At 47.5% G+C, this 21,436-nt stretch carries 24 protein-coding genes; 23 read left to right on the forward strand and 1 reads right to left on the reverse strand.

The window, feature by feature from the left end; genetic code table 11:
• The first annotated feature begins 10 nt into the window (after window positions 1-10).
• The 7 genes from ABK447_RS08820 to ABK447_RS08850 all read left to right on the forward strand — a co-directional run bounded on the left by ABK447_RS08820 (window position 11) and on the right by ABK447_RS08850 (window position 5,330).
• The gene (locus tag ABK447_RS08820) at window positions 11-457 is read left to right on the forward strand and encodes a YpiF family protein (RefSeq protein ID WP_012117852.1); all 447 of its coding nucleotides are present in this window, start codon (window positions 11-13) and stop codon (window positions 455-457) included.
• 138 nt (window positions 458-595) lie between these two features.
• On the forward strand, window positions 596-1,099 hold the full coding sequence (locus ABK447_RS08825; RefSeq protein WP_003153484.1) for a ubiquinol-cytochrome c reductase iron-sulfur subunit: 504 nt from the start codon (window positions 596-598) through the stop codon (window positions 1,097-1,099).
• 1 nt (window position 1,100) lies between these two features.
• A complete protein-coding gene (gene qcrB / locus ABK447_RS08830) occupies window positions 1,101-1,775 on the forward strand; it encodes a menaquinol-cytochrome c reductase cytochrome b subunit (protein WP_003153485.1) in 675 nt (224 codons plus the stop codon).
• Window positions 1,776-1,806: 31 nt separating this feature from the next.
• Window positions 1,807-2,574, forward strand: coding sequence for a menaquinol-cytochrome c reductase cytochrome b/c subunit (locus tag ABK447_RS08835; protein WP_007409471.1), 768 nt, complete (start codon window positions 1,807-1,809; stop codon window positions 2,572-2,574).
• Window positions 2,575-2,681: 107 nt separating this feature from the next.
• Window positions 2,682-3,275, forward strand: coding sequence for a DUF1405 domain-containing protein (locus tag ABK447_RS08840; protein WP_007612218.1), 594 nt, complete (start codon window positions 2,682-2,684; stop codon window positions 3,273-3,275).
• 67 nt (window positions 3,276-3,342) lie between these two features.
• Window positions 3,343-4,125: a sporulation protein YpjB gene (ypjB, locus tag ABK447_RS08845; RefSeq protein ID WP_007612217.1), complete on the forward strand. Its 783-nt coding sequence runs from the start codon at window positions 3,343-3,345 to the stop codon at window positions 4,123-4,125.
• Window positions 4,126-4,154: 29 nt separating this feature from the next.
• Window positions 4,155-5,330 (forward strand): oxalate decarboxylase family bicupin, encoded by a 1,176-nt coding sequence (locus tag ABK447_RS08850; protein WP_094031801.1) that lies wholly within the window; start codon window positions 4,155-4,157, stop codon window positions 5,328-5,330.
• 23 nt (window positions 5,331-5,353) lie between these two features.
• Here ABK447_RS08850 and ABK447_RS08855 read toward each other — a convergent pair whose 3' ends face one another.
• On the reverse strand, window positions 5,354-6,226 hold the full coding sequence (locus tag ABK447_RS08855) for a YitT family protein (RefSeq protein ID WP_003153493.1): 873 nt from the start codon (window positions 6,224-6,226) through the stop codon (window positions 5,354-5,356).
• 142 nt (window positions 6,227-6,368) lie between these two features.
• On the opposite strand from ABK447_RS08855, the gene ABK447_RS08860 reads away from it, so the two are divergent.
• From ABK447_RS08860 to dnaD, 16 genes are all read left to right on the forward strand, one after another.
• Window positions 6,369-6,704: a nucleotide pyrophosphohydrolase gene (locus ABK447_RS08860; RefSeq protein WP_003153495.1), complete on the forward strand. Its 336-nt coding sequence runs from the start codon at window positions 6,369-6,371 to the stop codon at window positions 6,702-6,704.
• An 8-nt stretch (window positions 6,705-6,712) separates the two neighbouring features.
• The gene (gene dapB / locus ABK447_RS08865) at window positions 6,713-7,516 is read left to right on the forward strand and encodes a 4-hydroxy-tetrahydrodipicolinate reductase (RefSeq protein ID WP_003153497.1); all 804 of its coding nucleotides are present in this window, start codon (window positions 6,713-6,715) and stop codon (window positions 7,514-7,516) included.
• Between the two features lie 23 nt (window positions 7,517-7,539).
• Window positions 7,540-7,953, forward strand: a complete 414-nt coding sequence (gene mgsA, locus ABK447_RS08870) for a methylglyoxal synthase (RefSeq protein ID WP_003153499.1) — start codon at window positions 7,540-7,542, stop codon at window positions 7,951-7,953.
• Window positions 7,946-8,659: a bacillithiol biosynthesis deacetylase BshB1 gene (bshB1, locus tag ABK447_RS08875; RefSeq protein ID WP_059368454.1), complete on the forward strand. Its 714-nt coding sequence runs from the start codon at window positions 7,946-7,948 to the stop codon at window positions 8,657-8,659. Before mgsA ends, bshB1 begins: the two co-directional genes overlap by 8 nt.
• Window positions 8,656-9,789: an N-acetyl-alpha-D-glucosaminyl L-malate synthase BshA gene (gene bshA, locus ABK447_RS08880; RefSeq protein WP_100001535.1), complete on the forward strand. Its 1,134-nt coding sequence runs from the start codon at window positions 8,656-8,658 to the stop codon at window positions 9,787-9,789. Before bshB1 ends, bshA begins: the two co-directional genes overlap by 4 nt.
• Window positions 9,790-9,793: 4 nt before the next feature.
• Window positions 9,794-10,984, forward strand: coding sequence for a CCA tRNA nucleotidyltransferase (locus ABK447_RS08885; protein ID WP_059368453.1), 1,191 nt, complete (start codon window positions 9,794-9,796; stop codon window positions 10,982-10,984).
• On the forward strand, window positions 10,969-11,946 hold the full coding sequence (locus tag ABK447_RS08890) for a biotin--[acetyl-CoA-carboxylase] ligase (RefSeq protein WP_059368452.1): 978 nt from the start codon (window positions 10,969-10,971) through the stop codon (window positions 11,944-11,946). The genes ABK447_RS08885 and ABK447_RS08890 overlap by 16 nt, the downstream gene beginning before the upstream one ends.
• A gap of 244 nt (window positions 11,947-12,190) precedes the next feature.
• Complete coding sequence (gene panB / locus ABK447_RS08895; RefSeq protein ID WP_094031800.1) at window positions 12,191-13,024, forward strand: 3-methyl-2-oxobutanoate hydroxymethyltransferase; 834 nt, start codon at window positions 12,191-12,193, stop codon at window positions 13,022-13,024.
• Window positions 13,025-13,027: 3 nt separating this feature from the next.
• A complete protein-coding gene (panC, locus tag ABK447_RS08900) occupies window positions 13,028-13,888 on the forward strand; it encodes a pantoate--beta-alanine ligase (protein WP_012117844.1) in 861 nt (286 codons plus the stop codon).
• Between the two features lies 1 nt (window position 13,889).
• Window positions 13,890-14,273 carry an aspartate 1-decarboxylase gene (gene panD / locus ABK447_RS08905; protein ID WP_094031799.1) on the forward strand — a complete coding sequence of 128 codons (384 nt, stop codon included), beginning with the start codon at window positions 13,890-13,892 and terminating at the stop codon, window positions 14,271-14,273.
• Between the two features lie 121 nt (window positions 14,274-14,394).
• Window positions 14,395-17,181, forward strand: a complete 2,787-nt coding sequence (dinG, locus tag ABK447_RS08910) for an ATP-dependent DNA helicase DinG (protein WP_100001533.1) — start codon at window positions 14,395-14,397, stop codon at window positions 17,179-17,181.
• 147 nt (window positions 17,182-17,328) lie between these two features.
• Entirely contained in the window at window positions 17,329-17,499 is a 171-nt protein-coding gene (locus ABK447_RS08915) for a YpmA family protein (RefSeq protein WP_003153512.1), read from the forward strand.
• A gap of 9 nt (window positions 17,500-17,508) precedes the next feature.
• Window positions 17,509-17,994: a cell wall elongation/penicillin-binding protein regulator TseB gene (gene tseB / locus ABK447_RS08920; protein ID WP_007409483.1), complete on the forward strand. Its 486-nt coding sequence runs from the start codon at window positions 17,509-17,511 to the stop codon at window positions 17,992-17,994.
• A gap of 22 nt (window positions 17,995-18,016) precedes the next feature.
• Window positions 18,017-19,198, forward strand: a complete 1,182-nt coding sequence (locus tag ABK447_RS08925; RefSeq protein WP_007612190.1) for a pyridoxal phosphate-dependent aminotransferase — start codon at window positions 18,017-18,019, stop codon at window positions 19,196-19,198.
• A gap of 134 nt (window positions 19,199-19,332) precedes the next feature.
• Window positions 19,333-20,625 carry an asparagine--tRNA ligase gene (asnS, locus tag ABK447_RS08930; RefSeq protein ID WP_003153515.1) on the forward strand — a complete coding sequence of 431 codons (1,293 nt, stop codon included), beginning with the start codon at window positions 19,333-19,335 and terminating at the stop codon, window positions 20,623-20,625.
• A gap of 94 nt (window positions 20,626-20,719) precedes the next feature.
• The gene (dnaD, locus tag ABK447_RS08935) at window positions 20,720-21,418 is read left to right on the forward strand and encodes a DNA replication protein DnaD (protein ID WP_003153516.1); all 699 of its coding nucleotides are present in this window, start codon (window positions 20,720-20,722) and stop codon (window positions 21,416-21,418) included.
• Window positions 21,419-21,436: the final 18 nt, after the last annotated feature.

A 21,436-nucleotide genomic window follows, 5' to 3' on the forward strand; every position in this document is an offset into this window, starting at 1 on the left:
GGAACGAGACATGAGATGGAGGGCCGCTGATGCCGATGCCTATTTACAATCTGCGGATTACATTGATACCGCTGTCATTCCGTTAATTTCCATAACATCTTCAGGAGGCTTAAAAGAGGCCGTTGAACAAGGGGAAAGCACCCAATTGCTTTCTGAAGAGCTTGAGCGCCAATTGAAGGGACGGGTATATTTATTCCCCTCTTATACATATGTTGATATAGACCAATCACAAATTGCCCTGCTTCAAAAACTCAAAGACGAAGTGATGACCAACTTTCGGCACGTCTTGTTCCTGACGGCAGACGAAAAATGGAAGGATTCTGAAATAGGGTCTGATGTCATATACATACCTGCCGTTCCGTTTGAACATATGAAAGACTCTTTAAAGAGAAAAATAGCGGATGACAAGTGCGGAGAAATTTTGAACGTTTTGTTACAGAAGTGGAACAATTCTTAAAAACACCAGGCATCCCGCAAAACACCCGTTTTGCCTCTGTTGACCTTGCTGAAAGATTCATATATTATGAGGGTGTCAAATCTCAGAATTATTTTCTATTTTAGTTAATTTTTGGTCAATCTTTAGGGGGGGGAAGAGATGGGCGGAAAACAAGATATATCAAGAAGACAATTTTTAAACTATGCGCTCACCGGCGTGGGGGGATTTATGGCCGCCAGTGCGCTTATGCCCATGGTCCGTTTTGCGCTGGACCCGGTATTAAAACCGACGGGAGATCAAAAAATGGTGCAGGTTGTCAGTGTGGATGAGCTGACGAAGGAGCCGAAGCGGTTTGACTTTAAAATTCATCAAGTCGACGCCTGGTACGAATCGGAAGAATCCAGGTCAGCCTGGGTTTACAAGCATGGGGATGAAATTATAGCGCTTTCTCCGATCTGTAAGCATTTGGGCTGCACTGTAAACTGGAACAATGATCCTAAAAATCCGAACAAGTTCTTTTGTCCCTGCCATTACGGGCTGTATGAAAAAGACGGCACGAACGTTCCGGGCACGCCGCCGCTCGCGCCTCTTGACCGTTATGAGCAAAAAGTAAAGGACGGCTTTTTGTATCTTGGAAAAGCAAAGCCTAGGGGGGAAGGGTGACATGCTGAACAAAATTTATGACTGGGTGGATGAACGTCTCGATATTACGCCGATGTGGCGGGATATCGCCGACCATGAAGTGCCGGAACATGTAAATCCCGCTCACCATTTCTCGGCTTTTGTCTATTGTTTCGGCGGTTTGACGTTTTTTGTAACCGTTATCCAAGTGTTGTCCGGGATGTTTTTAACGATGTATTATGTGCCGGATATAAAAAACGCGTGGGAATCTGTGTATTATTTGCAGAATGAAGTCGCTTTCGGGCAGATTGTAAGGGGTATGCACCATTGGGGTGCAAGTTTAGTCATTGTGATGATGTTTTTACATACGCTGCGGGTTTTCTTTCAGGGAGCTTATAAAAAGCCTCGGGAATTGAACTGGATCGTCGGTGTTCTGATCTTTTTTGTGATGCTCGGTCTCGGTTTTACAGGGTATCTGCTTCCATGGGATATGAAGGCGCTGTTTGCGACAAAGGTAGGTCTTCAGATTGCGGAGGCGACGCCATTGATCGGAGCGCAGGTGAAAACTCTTCTTGCCGGCCACCACGATATTGTCGGCGCCCAAACGCTGACGAGATTTTTTGCGATTCACGTATTTTTTCTCCCTGCCGCTTTGTTTGCGCTCATGGGCGCCCACTTTGTCATGATCCGCAAGCAGGGAATTTCAGGACCGCTTTAATACAAATCTGATATAAAAGGGAGGGGATGACATGCACCGGGGGAAAGGAATGAAGTTTGTAGGAGATTCAAGGATACCGGCTGAAAAAAAACCGAATATACCGAAAGACTATTCAGAGTATCCTGGAAAGACAGAGGCGTTTTGGCCGAACTTCCTGCTGAAAGAATGGATGGTCGGGGCCGTTTTCCTCGTCGGATTTCTCGTTTTAACGATTGTGCACGAGCCGCCTTTGGAACGGGTGGCGGACCCGACGGATACAGGGTATATTCCGCTGCCGGATTGGTATTTTCTATTTTTATACCAGCTATTAAAATATGAATATGCCGCAGGGAGCTACACCGTTATCGGCGCGATGATTATACCGGGTCTTGCCTTCGGGTCGCTGCTTTTGGCGCCGTTTCTCGACAGGGGGTCTGAAAGAAGGCCGTGGAAGCGTCCGGTTGCGGTCGGCATGATGCTTTTGGCGCTTTGCGCTACGGTCTTTTTAACGTGGCAGTCAGTCGCGACGCATGACTGGGCGAAGGCGGAGGAGCAAGGGAAAATCAAAAAAGAAGCCGCCATTGATACTGAATCAGACGGTTATAAGGTATTTAAAGAACAAGGCTGTATTTCCTGTCACGGGGATAATCTTCAAGGCGGGAGCGCCGGTCCGTCCCTGGTCGATAACGGGCTGAGCCCGGAAGAAATTAAAAAAATCGCCGTTAAAGGGAAAGGGCAGATGCCAGCCGGTATTTTTAAAGGGAATGACAAACAGCTTGATCAGCTGGCGAAGTTCATTTCTGAAACGACAGCGAAATAACGTATTGTGAAGTAGACAATAGCAGGATATACTTTTATGAAAAGAGCTGACCGGATGTCAGCTTTTTTTGCATGATACATACTTTTTACGGACTGAGAGTTGATGGTATGAGGTGGATTTCTTATCTTTTAGGGTTGCGCGGCATGCTTCTGCTTGTTCTTGCCGTTAATTTTATCGGTACGGTGTACGGCTATTATTGGTATGTGCCTCAGCTTGCGGACACGCCGTTCCGATTTCTGATATTTGTGCCTGACAGCCCGACGGCGACGTTTTTCTTCCTGTTCGTGCTTCTGGCATTTCTCATGGGAAGAAACGCGCCGCTGTTTGAAGCGCTGGCTCTTGTAACCCTTGTAAAATACGGGCTGTGGGCGGTCGGAATGAATGTCTTTGTGCTGGTCAAAATGGGGCAGATGCCTTGGGAAGGGTACATGCTGATTGCTTCACATTTTGCCATGGCCGTTCAAGGCGTTTTATACAGCCCGTATTTTCGGTTCCGGTTATGGCATCTTGCCGTTGCCGCTGTTTGGACGCTTCATAATGATGTCATTGATTATCTTTTCGGCATGATGCCTCGCTACTCAATGCTCAATGACTATATGCAAGTGATCGGCTATGCTACATTCTGGCTGAGCATATTTTCACTCGGCCTTGCATACTATTTGGTGATTTCTAAAAGACGGATAAAGCTTGACTTACACTGATAGAATCTTGGTCTAACCTTGTCCCGCTCCTCATATTCTGTAAAGAGAAGGAGTGGGAGGGACCTCTATGAAACGAAAGCTGACGATCTGTCTTTTACTTGCTCTTATGTGTTTCATCACAACTGCCAAAGCTGAAGATGAGGGCGGTCTCAAGGAACTGAACGACCTTTCGGATACCGTTTTCCAAATGACGCGGCATTCGCAGTATGATGAGGCTCTGCAAGTGCTTGGCTACTTTAAGAAAAAAATGACACACGTAAACTCACTGAGCGGCGCCGAAGTCAGGCAGGTTACTCTGGGTTTCAATGATTTAGTGCGCGTTCTGAAACAGGCAGACGCCTCAGATACCGAAAAAATCCGGGCAGCCGCCCAGTTCAGGTTGGTAATGGATGCGATGGAAGACCACTCCGATCCGCTGTGGGGTTCGCTTGAAAGACCGATTATGGCGACATTCAGCGCCTTAAAAGAAGATGTCAGCGGAAACGGAAGTGAAAATTTCAATGAAAAGTGGAATGAATTTATATCATTATATGATTTAATTTATCCCAGCCTGACAATGGATGTGTCGGCCGGCCAGCTTGATACGGTGGCGAAACATATCGAGGTGATTGAGCAGGACGGGTTTCAGCAGATGACAAAAGGAACAAAGCTTGAGCGTCTGACGCTCCTGCAGCAGGATTTAAAGCGGGTTTTTGACAAGGTGGAGCGGGATGACGCTGACCCTTCGCTGCTCTGGGTCATTCTGACAACAGGCGGTATCATTATTACTGCGCTGACATATGTCGGCTACCGAAAATACAGAGCGGAAAAAAAGAAAGAGAAAAAGCGTGAGTATCCTAAGTCTAAATAAACACAAATTGCTGTAAAGGAGCTAAGGCAGTGAAAAAACTCATCCAGCAATTGGCTTCAAAACACCTCCCGCAGCCGATCAGAGGCAGAAAAGGGGCGACTGACGAAGGACCGCGAAACCTCGCGCGTGACTTCCAGAATCCTGACATGCTCGTTCCGCCTTCAACGGATGCAGGAACGGTTCAAAACTTGAAATTCTCATTTTCTGATACGCATATGAGGCTTGAAGACGGCGGATGGTCCAGAGAGGTGACGGTCAGGGAACTGCCGGTATCCAAAAACATCGCGGCGGTGAACATGAGACTGAAGCCGGGAGCTGTGCGGGAGCTTCATTGGCATAAAGAAGCCGAATGGGGATATGTGATTAACGGAGGAGTCCGTTTAACTGCGGTCGATCAAAATGGAAGGAATTTTATTGACAACGTAAGTGAAGGGGATCTGTGGTATTTTCCTTCCGGCATTCCTCATTCCATTCAAGGATTAGAGCAGGGCAGTGAGTTTTTGCTCGTCTTTGATGACGGCTCTTTTTCAGAAAACAGCACCTTTTCAGTAACGGACTGGTTTGCCCATACCCCGCGCAGCGTGCTGGAGGCGAACTTCGGTGTTCCTGGATATGATTTGGCTTACATCCATAAAAAAGAGCGTTACATGTTCCAGCTGGAACCGCCTCCCCCGATTGAGCGGGCAGCAGTTTCTTCCCCGGAAGGCACCGTTTTGGAGCCGTTCAGCTACAAGCTTTCCCGGCAGGAGCCCCTTGTTACCAGCGGGGGAAGAGTAAAGATTGTCGATTCAAAAACGTTTAAGGTGTCAAAAACGATTGCCGCAGCTCTCGTGGAAGTCGAACCCGGAGGCATGAGAGAATTGCATTGGCATCCGAATACGGACGAGTGGCAGTATTATCTTTCAGGAGAAGCGAAAATGACGGTGTTTGCGGCGGAGGGAAGAGCGCGGACATTTAACTATCAAGCAGGTGACGTAGGATATGTTCCTTTTGCAATGGGACATTATGTTCAGAATACCGGTGACACCGTACTTCGCTTTCTGGAAATTTTCAAAAGCGACCGTTTCGAAGACGTCTCCTTAAACCAATGGCTGGCACTGACGCCGCAGCGCTTCGTCGAACAGACGCTCAATGTCAGTCCGGCATTCGCCCGCCGATTAAAAAAGAAAAAATCACCGGTTGTCAAATGGAAACACGAACGGTAAAGGCGGCAAAAGCCGCCTTTTTATTATCGTCTGATCGGATTTTTATTTTCATCAAGCGTAAATCCTTCGCCGAGCACATCATGAACGTCGCTTACTGCAACAAAGGCGTGCGGGTCAACGGAAGTGATGACGCTTTTCAAAAGCACAATTTCGTTTTTCGGAACGACGCAGTAAAGAACGTCCCTGTCTTCTTTTGTATATGATCCCTGTCCTTTTAAAACAGTGACGCCGCGCTCCATCTCTTCAATGATTTTTTGCTGGATCAAATCGTTTTTCGAAGAAATAATCGTTGCCCCTTTTGCGGCATAGCCGCCTTCCTGTATAAAATCAATCAATCTCGCAGCGACAAAAACGGCTACAAGCGTGTACATCGCTTCCTTGTAAGAAAGATACGTAAACAAAGAAAGCAAAATGACACAGGCGTCAAAGGCAAACATCGTCCGGCCCATCGGGATTCCGAAAAATTTGTTGATCAGCCTGGCGATGATATCGACCCCGCCCGTCGTGCCGCCGTATTTAAAAATAATGCCGAGACCCGCGCCGATAAATACACCGGCGAATAAGGCGGCCAGCGCTAAATCATGCGACAGCGGCATATGAATTTCGTAACGCTGAAAAACACTCAGAAAAACAGAAAGAGAGACGGTGCCGATCAGGGTATAGACAAACATCGTCCGGCCGAGCATACGCCAGCCGATGAAAAAGATAGGAATGTTCAATACCAGGTTGGAAATAGAAGGGCTGATGTGGAATAACGCATATAAAAGCAGCGTAATGCCGGTAAATCCGCCTTCCGCCAAATTGTTCTGCATATTAAAGTGAACCAGTCCGAATGAAAAAACAGCGGCGCCGATTAAAATAAAGCAAATGTTTTTGATTCTGATTTCTCCAAGCATTGCATCAAACCCCTTTTCCTTCCATAGGATTGCGTAAATATTATAGTGGATACAAAAGAAAACAGCAAACTGCCGTTTTTAACATTTGTCAAATGTACTTGAATTAGCTAACATGGAAGAGATGACAGGAGGTATTCGCACAGTGAGTGACAAAACGATGAAAGACTTACAAGCTGAGGTCGATGAATATATCGGCCAATTCAAAGAAGGCTATTTCAGCCCGCTTGCCATGATGGCCCGTCTCACGGAAGAACTGGGCGAACTTGCAAGAGAAGTCAACCATTATTATGGGGAAAAGCCGAAGAAAACGACGGAAAATGAGAAAAGCATGGAAGAGGAAATGGGCGATGTGCTGTTCGTCCTGATCTGCCTCGCCAACTCCCTTGATATTTCATTGGAGGAAGCTCATAACCGCGTCATGCATAAATTTAATACACGTGATAAAGACCGCTGGACTAGAAAAGAAGAAGGAAAGTAGGAGAAACCATGTCAAATGAAACCATTAAAGTCGTCATTGCCGGACCGAGAGGCAGAATGGGCCAGGAGGCCGTAAAACTTGCCGTCCGCACGCCTCATTTTGAGCTTGTCGGCGCCATTGATCATACATACGATCAGCAAACATTGCGGGAAGTGATGTCAGCTGATTCAGACGCTCTTATTTATACGGATATCCGCGCATGTTTTCAAGAAACAAAACCGGATGTGCTGATCGATTTGACAACGCCTGAAATCGGCAAAAAACATACGAAAGCCGCTCTTGAACACGGCGTCCGCCCCGTTGTGGGAACGACCGGATTTTCTGAAGCGGATTTAGAGGAGCTTCAAGCCTTGACTGAAGAAAAAGGAATCGGCGCCATCATCGCTCCGAACTTTGCATTGGGCGCGGTGCTGATGATGAAGTTCTCACAAATGGCCGCCAACTATTTTGAAGATGTAGAAATCATTGAGCTTCATCATGATCAAAAGCTGGATGCCCCGAGCGGAACGGCGCTGAAAACAGCGGAAATGATCTCAAGCGTCCGTACAGAAAAGCAGCAGGGCCATCCTGATGAAAAAGAAATTCTGCCGGGCGCCCGCGGTGCTGAATTAAACGGCATCCGCCTTCACAGCGTGCGTCTGCCGGGCCTTATCGCCCACCAGGAAGTCATGTTCGGCATGGACGGCCAGACGCTGAAACTGCGCCATGACTCCTATAACCGGGCTTCCTTTATGTCAGGAGTGAAGCTGTCAGTGGAGCAAGTGATGAAAATCGACCAGCTTGTATACGGACTCGAAAATATTATCGACTGAATCGGCAAGGGGGAGAACATCAAATGAAAATCGCTTTGATTGCTCACGATAAAAAAAAGCAGGATATGGTTCAGTTTACGACCGCATATAAAGATATACTGAGCCATCATGAGTTATACGCGACAGGTACGACAGGCCTGAAAATCCAGGAAGCGACCGGATTGTCTGTTGAACGTTTTCAATCCGGCCCGCTCGGCGGGGATCAGCAAATCGGCGCATTGATTGCGGCAAATGCCCTGGATCTCGTCATTTTTCTGCGCGATCCGTTAACTGCGCAGCCTCATGAACCGGATGTCTCGGCGCTGATCCGGCTGTGTGACGTATACGCGATCCCGCTCGCCACAAATATGGGGACAGCGGAAATCCTCGTCCGGACGCTGGACGGCGGGGCATTTGATTTCCGCAATCTTGTGCGCGGAGGAGAGCCGAATGTCTGAACACGTTGATATTCTGGCGTTCGGCGCCCATAGTGATGATGTCGAGATCGGTATGGGCGGCACGATCGCAAAATTTACGGCTCAAGGAAAAACCGCGGTGATATGCGATTTGACCGAGGCCGAACTATCATCCAACGGAACGGTAGGGATAAGAAAAGAAGAAGCGGCAAAGGCGGCCCGAATTCTCGGCGTAAAAGAGAGAATCCAGCTTACGCTTCCCGACCGCGGGCTTTTGAAAAGTGAGGACGGCATCCGCCGGATTGTCAGTGTCATCAGAGCCTGCCGGCCGAAAACCGTTTTCATGCCTTATCCGAAAGACCGCCATCCTGACCACGGCAATGCGGCGGCTTTGGTCGAAGAAGCGGTGTTCTCGGCGGGAATTCATAAATACAGAGATCACCAGGAACTGCCGGCTCATAAGGCTCAGCGCGTATACTATTATATGATCAACGGGTTTCACCGTCCGGACTTTGTAATCGACATAACGGAAACCATCGATCTGAAAAAAGAAAGCCTGCACGCCTATCAAAGCCAGTTTATTCCTACGGCGCAGTCAGTGAACACACCGCTGACCAACGGTTATATCGAAATGGTGGAAGCGCGGGAAAAACTGTATGGCAAAGAAGCCGGGACGGGGTATGCCGAAGGCTTCTTTTCAAAACAGCTTCCCGTTTTGAATGATGATGTTTTTGGGGGCGGACAATGAGACCATTAAAAATAGGGATTACATGCTACCCGAGTGTCGGAGGCTCGGGTATTATTGCGACGGAACTCGGCAAGCTGCTTGCGGAAAAAGGGCACCAGGTTCATTTCATCACATCAAGCATCCCGTTCAGATTAAATACATATCATCCGAATATTCATTTTCATGAGGTGGAAGTCAACCAATACGCGGTATTTAAATATCCGCCTTATGATCTTACGCTGGCGAGCAAAATCGCCGAGGTTGCCGCGCGGGAAAATCTTGATATCATTCACGCGCATTATGCGCTGCCGCATGCGGTATGCGCTTATCTTGCCAAACAGATGCTCAAGCGCGACATCGGCATCGTGACGACGCTTCACGGTACGGACATCACCGTTTTAGGATATGATCCGTCATTAAAAGATTTAATCCGTTTTGCCATCGAAGCGTCCGACAGAGTGACGGCGGTATCAACCGCGCTTGCCGGAGAAACATATGACTTAATCAAGCCGGATAAAAAAATTGAGACCATCTACAACTTTATTGATGAACGTGTTTATCTTAAGAAAAATACAGAGAGTATAAAAGAGAAACATGGCATTTTGCCGGATGAAAAAGTCGTCATCCATGTCTCGAACTTCAGAAAGGTAAAACGTGTTAAAGATGTCATCCGCGTTTTCCGTAATATCGCAGCCAAAACAAAGGCGAAGCTCCTGCTTGTCGGCGACGGACCGGAAAAGTGCGTCGCTTGGCAGCTAGTCGAAAAATACGGCCTGCAGGATCAAGTGCTGCTCCTCGGAAATCAGGACAGGGTGGAAGAGCTGTATTCCATCAGTGACCTTAAGCTCCTTCTTTCTGAAAAAGAAAGTTTCGGACTCGTACTTCTGGAGGCGATGGCCTGCGGCGTGCCGTGCATCGGAACAAATATCGGCGGAATCCCGGAAGTGATTAAAGATCAATTAAGCGGTTTTCTGGTGGAAGTCGGCGATATTCAGACGGCATCTGAAAAGGCGCTTGCCGTTTTAGAAGATAAACAGCTCAGCAAACGATTGACTGATCATGCGCTGAAAATGGTGGAGACCGCCTTTTCTTCGCAAAGAATCGTCAGTCAGTATGAACGGATTTATGACGAATTGGCAGGACCGGAGTGATCTTATGGAACAGGAATTTGTCAAAGCCCTCCCCATCCTTCATCACCTGATGAAGGCGGGCCATCAGGCGTACTTTGTCGGGGGAGCCGTCAGAGACAGCTATATGAAACGAAAAATAGGTGATGTGGACATCGCAACCAGCGCTTCGCCGAATGAGGTGGAGCGTCTCTTTAAGCGGACTGTCGATGTAGGAAAAGAGCACGGCACCGTCATCGTCCTGTGGGAAGATGAAACCTATGAAGTCACCACTTTTCGTGCCGAATCAGAATATAAGGACTACCGGCGCCCTGAAGCTGTGCGGTTCATTACTTCTTTATCAGAAGACTTAAAGCGGAGAGACTTAACGATTAATGCGATGGCGATGTCTGCCGAAGGAGAGCTGCTTGATTATTTCGGAGGCGCACATGATATCGGACAAAAGCTGATCCGTACGGTGGGTAATCCTGAAGACCGTTTTCGGGAAGACGCTCTGCGGATGATGAGAGCCGTCCGCTTTATGAGTCAGCTCGGCTTTCTGTTAGAAAAAGAAACAAGAGAGGCCGTCATAAAAGACAGGGAGCTTTTGGCACATGTATCAGTAGAACGAAAGACCGTCGAGTTTGAAAAGCTGCTGCAGGGCGCTTTCTCACAGGAAGCAATTCAAACGATGGTGCAGACAGGTCTGATACAAGAGCTGCCCGGCCTTTCCGGTTATGAGCAGCAAATGCTGGAAGCAAGCGGATTTCCCTTTTCTTCTTTAGATGCACGCGAAGAACGCTGGGCAGCGCTGTTATTGTTTCTCGGTCTTTGTCCGAAAAGCGCCGAGGCGTTTTTAAAACAATGGAAACTGCCGGGAAAAGTCATAAAAAAAGCGGTGCAGATCATAAGCGTTTATCCGGCGCAGCTGGAAGCGGAAGCGATGTACCGGGCGGGAGAGGCGCTGTTTTCAGCCGTTAAAATCGGGATGCTGAAAAAGCATAAGACGATTGATGAACAAAAGCTGAAAGAGGTTCAGAGCCTGTATGAGCAGCTGCCGATCAAAAGCCTTCGAGACCTCGACATTTCAGGCGCTGATCTGATGGAGCTCAGAAACCGCCGCGCGGGTAAATGGGTGGCCGAAGAACTTCGCCGGATCGAAGAAGCGGTATTGGCAGGGAAGCTCCCTAACCGAAAACATGACATAAAGGAGTGGCTCGCATCATGGGATCAACATTAAGAACCCGATTAATTGATTTATTTTCTGAAGCGGGTGACGGCTTTATCTCCGGGCAGAAAATAAGTGACGCGCTCGGCTGCTCGAGAACCGCCGTTTGGAAACATATAGAGGAGCTCCGCAAAGAGGGCTATGAGGTTGAGGCGGTCAGGCGAAAAGGGTACAGGCTCATTAAAAAACCGGGGAAACTCAGTGAGTCCGAAATCCGTTTCGGGCTGAAAACAGAGGTTTTGGGCAAACAGCTTCATTACCGGGACGTCCTGCCGTCCACCCAAAAAACCGCTCATGAACTTGCCAATGACGGCGCGCCGGAAGGGACACTCGTAGTCGCCGATAAACAAACGGCAGGCAGAGGAAGAATGGCCAGAGTATGGCATTCACAGGAGGGAAACGGGATTTGGATGAGCCTCATTCTGAGACCCGACGTTCCTTTGCAAAAAACGCCGCAGCTCACCCTGTTATCTGCCGTTGCGGTCGTACAGGCCATCGAGGCTTTTACAGGTGTACAGCCCGCCATTAAATGGCCGAATGATTTAATGATTCACGGCAAAAAAGCCGTCGGGATTTTAACTGAGCTGCAGGCGGAAGAAGACCGTGTCCGTTCGGTTATTCTCGGGATCGGGATCAACGTGAACCAGCAGGAAACCGATTTTCCCGGCGAGCTTCAGGACATTGCGACGAGCCTGAGCATGGAAGCCGGCGAGAAAATTGACAGAGCGGGTCTGATACAAGAGATTCTGCTGACTTTTGAAAAACGCTATCAGGATTACTTGAAGCACGGCTTTACACCGATCAAGCTGCTATGGGAAAGCTATGCGGTCGGACTGGGGAACGAGCTCAGAGCGAGAACGCTGCAAGGGACGTTTTACGGGAAATCGCTCGGCATTGATGATGAGGGAGTTCTTCTCTTGGAAACGAGAGATGGTATAAAGAAGATCTATTCTGCCGATATTGAGCTCAATTAATCTTAGTTGGTACAAGCCTCGTGAATTTGGTATACTTCCTATGGGCAGTATCATAATGAACTGCACCCGATCAGCAGAACAGAGATTACGAAAAGTCTGCCTTGATCCAAAAAAGGACTGGGACAGAGGGATGACATTCGCCGAACGTTAAACAAGTGGGAATCCTTCTTATTTTACAGAAGGCTTTTTTGCTTGCGAAGAATTGGCGGCTCATCTCCTCACCGTTTAGAGGAGGAGAAACAGAATGAAAACAAAACTGGATTTCGTGAAAATGAAGGAAAACGGAGAGCCGATCGTAATGCTGACCGCTTACGATTATCCGCAGGCAAAGCTTGCGGAGCAGGCGGGAGTCGACATGATTTTAGTCGGGGATTCGCTCGGAATGGTCGTGCTCGGACTCGATTCAACAGTCGGCGTAACGGTCAGTGACATGATTCACCATACAAAAGCGGTAAAACGCGGTGCGAAAAATACGTTTATCGTAACTGACATGCCGTTTATGTCTTACCACCTTTCAAAAGAGGATACATTGAAAAACGCCGCGGCCATTATTCAGGGAAGCGGCGCGGACGCGTTAAAGCTGGAAGGCGGAGACGGCGTTTTCGAATCCATCCGCGCGCTGACTCTCGGCGGAATTCCCGTCGTCAGCCATTTAGGCCTCACACCGCAGTCTGTCGGCGTATTAGGCGGATATAAAGTACAGGGAAAAGATGAGCAAAGCGCGAAAAAGCTCATTGAAGACAGCATCAAATGCGAGCAGGCGGGAGCGATGATGCTCGTGCTTGAATGCGTGCCTGCTGAACTGACTGCTAAAATAAAAGAAGAAGTATCCATTCCCGTCATCGGAATCGGAGCCGGTTCAAAAGCGGACGGCCAAGTCCTTGTCTATCATGACGTCGTCGGCCACGGCGTGGACAGAACACCGAAGTTCGTGAAGCAATACGCCAAAATCGACGGCACGATTGAGTCGGCCCTCAGCGGTTACGTCCGTGATGTGAAAGAACGGGTTTTCCCGGAAGAAAAGCATTCCTTTCAGATAAACCAAACTGTGCTGCAAGGCTTGTACGGAGGAAAGTAAGCGATGAAACAACTGACAGAAACTCAACAGCTGAAAGAATTAATTGCACAATACCGCTCAGAAGGCCGGACGATCGGATTCGTCCCGACAATGGGTTTTCTTCATGAAGGACATCTGACACTGGTTGAAAAAGCAAGCAAAGAAAACGATATTGTCGTGATGAGCATCTTTGTCAATCCGACTCAATTCGGACCGGGCGAGGATTACGAAGCATATCCGCGAGATTTAAAGCGCGATGCCCGGCTTGCAGAACAGGCGGGGGCAGATGTTTTGTTTACGCCGTCTCCAAGTGATATGTACAAAGGCGAGCAAAATGTTGCCGTGCAAGTGAAAAGGAGAACTGACGTGTTGTGCGGCGCCTCCCGCGTCGGCCATTTTGACGGAGTGGCCACTGTGCTGACGAAGTTTTTCAATCTCGTTAAACCGACCCGCGCCTACTTCGGCCTGAAAGATGCCCAGCAGGCAGCGGTTGTGGACGGATTGATTGAGGATTTCTTTATGGATATCGAATTGGTTGCAGTGGACACGGTCAGAGAAGAAGACGGACTTGCCAAAAGCTCTCGCAACGTCTATCTGACTGAGCAGGAACGCAAAGAAGCGCCGATGATCTATAAAGCATTGCAGCAAGGTGCCGAACTGATCAGAGACGGTGAAAGAAATCCGGAAACCGTTATAAAAACCGTCACCGATATCATCGAAAACACAAGCGGCGTCATTGATTATGCCGAACTGTACGCTTATCCGGAGCTGACTCCGCTTAAAACATTAAACGGCAAGGTCATTCTGGCCTGTGCCGTCCAATTTTCTAAAGCCAGACTGATTGATAATATCATTATTGATATTGATGAATGGGAGAGATCATAATATGTACCGCACTATGATGGCCGGAAAACTGCACCGCGCTACCGTGACGGAAGCCAATTTAAACTATGTCGGCAGCATTACGATTGATGAAGATCTTTTAGATGCCGTCGGAATGCTCGCTAATGAAAAAGTTCAGATTGTGAATAATAATAATGGAGCGAGACTTGAAACGTATATTATTCCCGGTAAGCGGGGGAGCGGCGTCATCTGTTTAAACGGAGCAGCCGCCCGTCTCGTCCAAGAAGGAGATAAAGTCATTATTATTTCTTATCAAATGATGTCTGATCAGGAAGCAAAAAGCCATCAGCCGAAGGTGGCCGTTCTGGATGATCAGAATAAAATCGAGCAGATGCTGGGTCAGGAGCTGGCACACACGATTTTGTAAAAGAGCCCCCTTCATGGGGGTTTTCTTTTAAGATTTAGGGGCAAAAGCTGTTTTTCCGCTCCATTTCTCAACAAAACGTGTTACACTTTTCTCGTATGCAAGAATTGAGGTGTCCATTTTAATGAACAAACAACGGTTCGTTGTCATAGATGTCGAAACAACAGGAAATTCGCCGAAAAAGGGCGATAAAATCATTCAAATCGCAGCGGTTGTCATTGAAAATGGACAAATAACTGAGCGGTTTTCAAAATATATCAATCCGAATCAGGCCATCCCGCCGTTTATTGAACAGCTGACCGGAATTTCGTCCGGAATGGTTGAAAATGAACTGCCGTTTGAAGCGGTCGCGGAGGAGATTTTTCATCTGCTTGACGGCGCGTATTTTGTTGCCCACAATATTCATTTCGACCTCGGATTTGTCCGGCATGAACTGAGCGAAGCGGGCTATGAGCCGCCGGATTGTGAAGTGCTTGATACGGTTGAGCTTTCGCGTATTGTTTTCCCGGGGTTTGAAGGATATAAGCTCGGTGAGTTGTGCGCGGAGCTGAATATTGTTCATGACCGACCTCACCGCGCAGACAGCGATGCGGAGGTTACGGGACTGGTCTTTTTAGACATTTTACATAAACTGAAACATTTGCCTTTACCGACATTAAAGCAGCTTAGAAGGCTTTCACAGCATTTTATCAGCGATTTGACGCTGCTTTTGGATTCTTTTATACATGAAAGCAGGCCGGCGGAAGAAAAGAGCTGCATTCCATACGCCTCTTTTTCAATTAAAGAGCCCGATCACATTCCGGTTTCCCGTCCGGTGAATGCAGCCATTGACCTTGAAAAGTGGAACGAAGAAAAAGAACAGATCTTTTCCGGCATCATCCCCCGCTATGAAAAGCGGAAAGGGCAGCTTTCGATGATGGATGAAGTGCTTGGCGCCTTCCGCAATCGGGAGCATGCGCTGATTGAAGCGGCGCCCGGCATCGGAAAAACGATCGGTTATCTCGTTCCGGCTGTTTTATTTGCCAAAGCGGAGCAAACTCCCGTGATTATCAGCACGTACTCTACTCTTTTGCAGCAGCAGATCATGTCTAAAGATCTTCCGCTTTTGGAGCGTATGTTTCCTTGGCCGGTCAAAGCCGCTATTTTAAAAGGGAAATCACATTATTTGTGCCTGCCTAAGTTTGAACATATTCTGCATGAGGAAGATGACAACTATGATGCGGTTTTGACGAAAGCGCAGCTTCTCGTCTGGCTGACGGAGACTGAAACGGGCGACGCCGCTGAGCTGAATCTTCCATCAGGCGGCAGATTGCTGTGGGAGCGCATGGCTTACGATGAGAATTCTTTTTTTAAAAAAGGGAAGGACTCGGCTGCCGGGTTTTATGAACGGGCTAAAGAAAAGGCGCAGGCCGCAGATCTGATTATCACAAACCATGCTTTGCTGTTTTCAGATCAAAGCAGTGAAACGAAAAAACTGCCTGCAAGCGGAACGGTCATCATTGATGAAGCGCATCATTTCGAACGCGCTGCCAGCGAGCACCTGGGGAAGAGAGCTTCATACATCGGACTGCACACAAAGCTCAGCCGAATCGGAACCTTAAAGGAACACGGACTGTTAAAGCGGATGAGAAAACTGTTTTATACGTATGAACTGCCGGCGGAAAGTTTTTTTGACGCCGATGAGTGGATGAAGCATATTCAATCGGAAAGCGACGCATTTTTCAGTTCGGTGCATTCTTTTGTCAAACGAAGAAAACCTAAAGACGATCTGAACCGTCTCGTTTATAGTCTCAATCATAAAAGCCAGGATAAAGGGTTTCACATGATAACGGACGGAGCGGAGCGGCTTTGTGCGATGCTGGATCAGCTGCTTGACATGTTTTCAGTACAGGAGAAACTGTTACATCAAAAGCTTGATCAGATGAAAAGCGGAGCGGCTTTTTTAGCGGCCGAATATGTAAAGTGTATCAGGGGGCTGAAAGAATATCGCGATACGTTCAGCAGGCTGCTGTTTGAAAATGATGAGAAAGAAGCCGTTTGGGTTGAAATTGACGCGAAGGGCGCAAAAAATGCCGTCAGCATCTATGCGCAGCCTTTGGAGCCCGGTGAAATGCTGGCAGACCAGTTTTTCGCCCGCAAAAAAAGCGTTGTGCTCACATCAGCGACCTTAATGGTGGAGCATTCTTTTCAATTTATGATTGAAAGGCTCGGACTTGCGGATTTTTATCCGCGCACCAAAAGCATCCCGTCTCCTTTTTCTTACGATGATCAGATGAACGTCATCATTCCGAAAGAGATGAAATCCGTTAAATATGACGGAGAGCGGGAAGTCATTGAGCATATTGCCAAGTATGCAGAAATCATGTCAAAGGGAAAACAGCCGAAGATCCTTGTCCTGTTTACGTCTCATGATATGCTGAAAAAAGTGTATCAGGAACTGAAACTCAGTATGGAGATATCAGGCATTCAGCTTCTCGCCCAAGGTATTTCGGGCGGGAGTCCCGGTAAATTAATGAAAACCTTTAAAACGGCAAGCCGGGCGATTTTGCTCGGGACGAATCATTTCTGGGAAGGCGTTGATTTTCCGGGGGATGAATTGTCAACCGTCATGATCGCAAGACTTCCTTTCAGGGCGCCTGACAATCCGCTTCATGCCGCAAAATGCGAATTTGCCAAGAAGCAGGGAAAAAATCCGTTTCAGACGATTTCCCTGCCTGAGGCTGTGTTAACGTTCAGGCAGGGGATCGGGCGCCTGCTCCGTACGGCGGGAGACAAGGGAACAATCGTTCTTTTAGATCAGCGTGTAAAGACGGCGGGATACGGACGGCTGTTTCTTGAAGCGCTCCCGACTTCATCCCTTTTGGAGCTGACGGATGCCGAACTCGGGGCTTATGTCAGCCAAACGGAATAAAAGCCGCATAATCGCGGCTTTCGTGGTGTGGGATGAGGAATTGTTTTTATAGTAAAAGCGGGTTCATGCCGCCTTGTGATTTTATTATGCCGCGGGCGCATCCCGTTATGACTAACAAAATTTGTTCGACCGATGGAGGGTATAAAAATGGAAAGCAAAATTGAAATTCTGTCAACGATTAATGTGGAGCATTCAGATGATTTATATAAAATCGTCGATACATTAAACCGGACTTTGAAACGGGACAATCTGATGTTCGGGCTTGCGCTCGACGAAGAAAATCAAAATGAAGCGGTCTTCACCATTTATCGCACATAGGTGAAAAAGATGAGAAAAAAAGCATTAATATTTACAGCCGTATTTGGTATTATTTTTTTAGCAGTTCTTTTATTTTCGGCCAGCATTTTTAAATCTGCAATGGCTCAAAAAGAAGAAGGCCACGAAACAGCTGCCGCAGCCGCTAAAGAAAAAACGGATCTGACAGATGCTGAGAAAGTTGAGACCTTTGTCGGCAAACAGAAATATTATGTTGTTACCGGAACGGATAAACATGGAAAAGATATGTATGTATGGGTTCCGGCCGACAAAAAAGCAAAAATTCTCTCAAAAAAAGCCAGTGACGGCATTTCAAGCGGCAAGGCTGCCAAGATCGTCCGGGACGAAGGGCTTGTTTCCAAGCTGAATGGCGTTCACCCGGCGAGAGAAAACAATGTTCCGTTATGGGAAGTGACCTATATCAACAAAAGCGGGCAGTATAGCTTTAGTTATGTGGACTTTACAAGCGGCAAGATTCTCAAAAACATCACACCGTGAGACGTATTAGGGGGAGTTCAAGTTGAAATTGGCAAAAAGAGTATCCGCATTAACACCGTCTGCAACACTTGCAATTACTGCAAAAGCGAAAGAGCTGAAAGCAGAAGGCCATGATGTCATCGGCCTCGGAGCAGGAGAACCGGATTTTAATACGCCTCAGCACATTATAGATGCCGCGGTGCGTTCCATGAATGAAGGCCATACGAAATATACGCCATCAGGCGGTCTGCCGGCGCTGAAAGACAGTATTGCAAAAAAATTCAAAAACGACCAGGGGATTGAATATAAGCCGTCAGAAATCATTGTCTGCACCGGAGCGAAACACGCTCTGTATACATTATTTCAGGTTATTCTCGATGAAGGGGACGAAGTGATTATACCGACTCCTTACTGGGTCAGCTATCCTGAGCAGGTGAAACTGGCAGGGGGGCGTCCCGTCTATGCAGAAGGGCTGGAATCCAATCAGTTTAAAATTTCACCGGAGCAGCTGAAGCAGGCTATCACCGAGAAAACAAAAGCGCTCATTATCAATTCACCGAGCAACCCGACAGGTGTTATGTATACGAAGGAAGAGCTTGCGGAACTCGGAAAAGTGTGTCTGGAGCATGGCATTCTGATCGTTTCTGACGAGATTTATGAGAAGCTTACATACGGAGGAAAAAAACACGTCTCAATCGCACAGCTTTCAGATGAATTGAAAGAGCAGACGATTATCATTAACGGCGTGTCGAAATCTCACAGCATGACTGGCTGGAGGATCGGCTATGCGGCGGGTTCGGAGACGATTATTAAAGCGATGACGAGCCTTGCGAGCCACAGCACATCAAATCCGACGTCCATCGCTCAATACGGCGCTATTGCGGCCTATAACGGTCCGGCTGAGCCGCTGGAAGAGATGAGACAGGCATTTGAGCACAGACTGAACACCATTTACGCTCAGCTCAGTGAAATTCCCGGATTTACCTGTGTCAAACCTGAAGGGGCGTTTTACTTGTTCCCTAACGCCAAAGCGGCCGCAGAAAACTGCGGATTCAAAGATGTCGATGAATACGTCAAGGCGCTTCTGGAAGAAGAAAAAGTCGCCATCGTGCCGGGTTCGGGTTTCGGTTCACCGGACAACGTCCGCTTATCTTATGCAACGTCACTTGATCTTTTAGAAGAAGCGGTCGAAAGAATCCGCCGCTTCACGGAAAAACACAGCTGATTCTGAAAAAGCGGCTTTTAAAGCCGCTTTTCACTTGCATTGACCCCGTTAGAGTAGAACGGGTATAATAAAGTGATGAAAAAAGAGATTCAGGCAGATTCCTGAATGTCTTTCTTGTTCTGGAGGGAAAGAGTTTGAAAACAACAATCAACCAAGTGTATAAACACACAGGCGAGGAAGTAACGATTGGAGCTTGGGTCGCTAATAAACGCTCAAGCGGTAAAATCGCATTTTTACAGCTGAGAGACGGTACCGGCTTCATTCAGGGAGTTGTCGTCAAAGCTGAAGTAGAAGAAGACATCTTCCAAATCGCAAAATCAGTGACACAGGAAACGTCACTTTATGTAAAAGGAATTGTGAAAGAGGACGAGCGTTCACCGCTTGGCTATGAGCTTGCTGTTACATCCATTGAAGTCATTCACGAAGCGACTGATTATCCGATTACGCCTAAAGAGCACGGTACGGAATTCTTAATGGATCACAGACATTTATGGCTCCGTTCGAAACGCCAGCACGCAATTATGAAAATCCGCAACGAAATCATCCGTGCGACTTATGAATTTTTCAACAAAGAAGGCTTCGTGAAAGTTGATCCGCCGATTTTGACGGGAAGCGCTCCGGAAGGCACGACTGAGCTGTTCGCGACGAAATATTTTGATGAAGACGCCTTCTTGTCTCAAAGCGGCCAGCTGTATATGGAAGCAGCTGCAATGGCGCTCGGAAAAGTATTCTCTTTCGGACCGACGTTCAGAGCGGAAAAATCGAAAACGAAACGCCATCTCATCGAATTCTGGATGATTGAGCCTGAAATGGCATTTGTTGAATTTGAAGAAAACCTTGAAGTTCAGGAGAATTATGTTGCATACATCGTACAAAGTGTGCTGGAACATTGTAAGATCGAGCTGAACACATTAGGTAGAGACACATCGAAGCTTGAACAAATCAAAGCGCCATTCCCGCGCATTACGTACGATAAAGCGATCGAATTCCTGAAAGAAAAAGGCTTTGACGATATTGAGTGGGGAGATGACTTCGGTGCGCCGCATGAAACAGCGATCGCAGAAAGCTATGACAAACCGGTGTTTATCACTCATTACCCGACGTCATTAAAACCGTTTTATATGCAGCCTGCCAAAGATCGTGACGATGTCGTGTTATGTGCCGACTTAATCGCTCCGGAAGGCTACGGGGAAATCATCGGCGGTTCAGAACGCGTTCATGATATGGATTTATTGGAAGAAAGATTAAAAGAACACGGTCTGGATTCAGATGCTTACAAATGGTATGCTGAACTCAGACAATACGGTTCTGTTCCGCACTCCGGCTTCGGCCTCGGACTTGAGCGGACAGTGGCTTGGATCAGCGGAGCGCCTCACGTGCGTGAAACGATTCCGTTCCCGAGACTTCTGAACCGTCTGTATCCGTAATAGTTTTAAAAAACGAAGTCTCCTGCAAGGGAGACTTTTTCTAAGTAAAGGGGAAAGCTCCCGGAGATAACCTTTTACAGTAAGAGGTGTAAGGATGAAAAAACAGCAATTTATAGATATGCAGGAACTCGGCATTTCAAGCATTCCCAACCTGCTGCTGACACATTACCGGCAGCTCGGGCTGAATGAAACCGAATTGATCCTGCTTTTGAAGATTAAAATGCATTTGGAAAAGGGCTCTTATTTTCCGACGCCGTTTGAACTTCAATCAGGCATGTCCATCTCTGCTGAAGAATGTACAAGCTGCTTGAGGATGTTTATTCAAAAAGGTTTTCTGTTTATTGAAGAATGTGAAGACCATAACGGCATAAAGTTTGAAAAATATTCTCTGCAGCCGTTATGGGCGAAGCTGTATGATTACATGCAGCATTCACAAAACGAAACGCAGGAAAGAACGTCAGAAAGAGAACAAAAAAGCCTGTATACCATCTTTGAAGAAGAGTTCGGAAGACCGCTGTCGCCGCTTGAATGCGAGACGCTGGCCATATGGCAGGATCAGGATCAGCATGATGCGATTCTGATTAAACACGCCTTAAAAGAAGCCGTTTTATCGGGGAAACTCAGTTTTCGCTATATTGACCGGATTTTATTTGAATGGAAAAAGAACGGCTTTAAAACGGTTGAGCAGGCGAAGGCGCACAGCCAAAAATTCCGGCGTGTTCAAACAAAACAAAATGATCCGCAAAAAGAGTATACGAGGCAGGTGCCTTTTTACAATTGGCTGGAACAATAACATGAGAAGGGGAGAAAC

The organism is Bacillus sp. hwrm1 (assembly GCF_040207805.1).
In the GTDB taxonomy this organism is placed as follows: Bacteria; Bacillota; Bacilli; order Bacillales; family Bacillaceae; genus Bacillus; species Bacillus velezensis.